Source organism: Streptomyces sp. NPDC002130, from assembly GCF_040296465.1.
In the GTDB taxonomy this organism is placed as follows: Bacteria; Actinomycetota; Actinomycetes; order Streptomycetales; family Streptomycetaceae; genus Streptomyces.
On the sequence record NZ_JBEOXI010001268.1, the window covers coordinates 1 to 1,039 of the forward strand.

1 protein-coding gene is annotated in these 1,039 nt (G+C 62.2%); it reads right to left on the bottom strand.

Annotated features, from left to right (window positions below):
- Positions 1-126 precede the first annotated feature (126 nt).
- Positions 127-1,039 (bottom strand): low temperature requirement protein A (locus ABT116_RS50180; protein WP_351648511.1); only part of this gene is annotated, 913 nt, incomplete at its 5' end.

Here is a 1,039-nt window from a genome sequence, read left to right on the forward strand (position 1 = left end):
GAAGAGCGCCGAACCCACGTGCTGGATGTACTCGTTGAGCGCGTCCGTGGCCAGACTGCGCTGGATGGGGATGAAGCCCTCGCGGACGTCCCGCTTAGGGCGAGGCACCGGCTCCCGAAATCTGAGTCAGCTCTTCGACCGAGTACTCAGGCCGACACCGACTCCGACGGTTCCCGCCGCCACCAGTCCGGCGAGCGGGACCGCCCAGTGGCCGGCGAACGTGCAGGCGAGAACCAGGATGGCACTCGCCGGTAGTACAGCCTGCTCGATCCTGTCGCGCTTGAAGTGGCGTGAGTGCATGAGCCACACGAAGATCAGGAACATCGCGGCCGGGATCGTGACCGCGGCAGATGCTGCGAACGTCGAAATGTGCGCTTCGCCCACTGCTTCCTCGACGGCTACTTCGATGCCGGCGCCGATGGCCGCAGCGGATCCGAATACGAAGTAGTGCCCGTATCCCCACAACAGGACGGCGCGATTGCCTTGGTCTGCGAGGTACTCGTGGATCGGGACGGCAAAGTAGATCCACAACGCGGAGAACACGATCAGAACTCCGCCGACGGCAATCGGTATCAGGAGGTCGGCGGCGTCGAAATCACGAATGCCGGATTGGACTGCGATGGTGGCGGCAGCAATGGTTTCGCCGAGCATGATGATGGTGAAGAGGCCGTAGCGTTCGGCGATGTGATGCGGGTGCCACGGCGTCATGCCCGGCTTCTCCGACCAGATCGGTACCGCGAATTCGCACAGAACCAACACCAGGAACGTCGGGACGTAAACGGCGGACGGCACGAAGTAGAAACCGATCCAACCGATCTGGACCAAGACGATCCCGAGAGCGTATCGACGAGCCGTGAGCGCATGTTCGGGGTCGTTCCGCGACACCCTGAGCCATTGGATGACCAGGGCTATTCGCATGATGACGTAGCCGACGATAATGAGCAGGGCGTCGTCGTTGAAGAAGCGGACGATGCCGGCTGCAAGCCGCGAAGTCCGATGCACAGGATCCGTATCGATCTTGGGAATCACGTACTCCCCG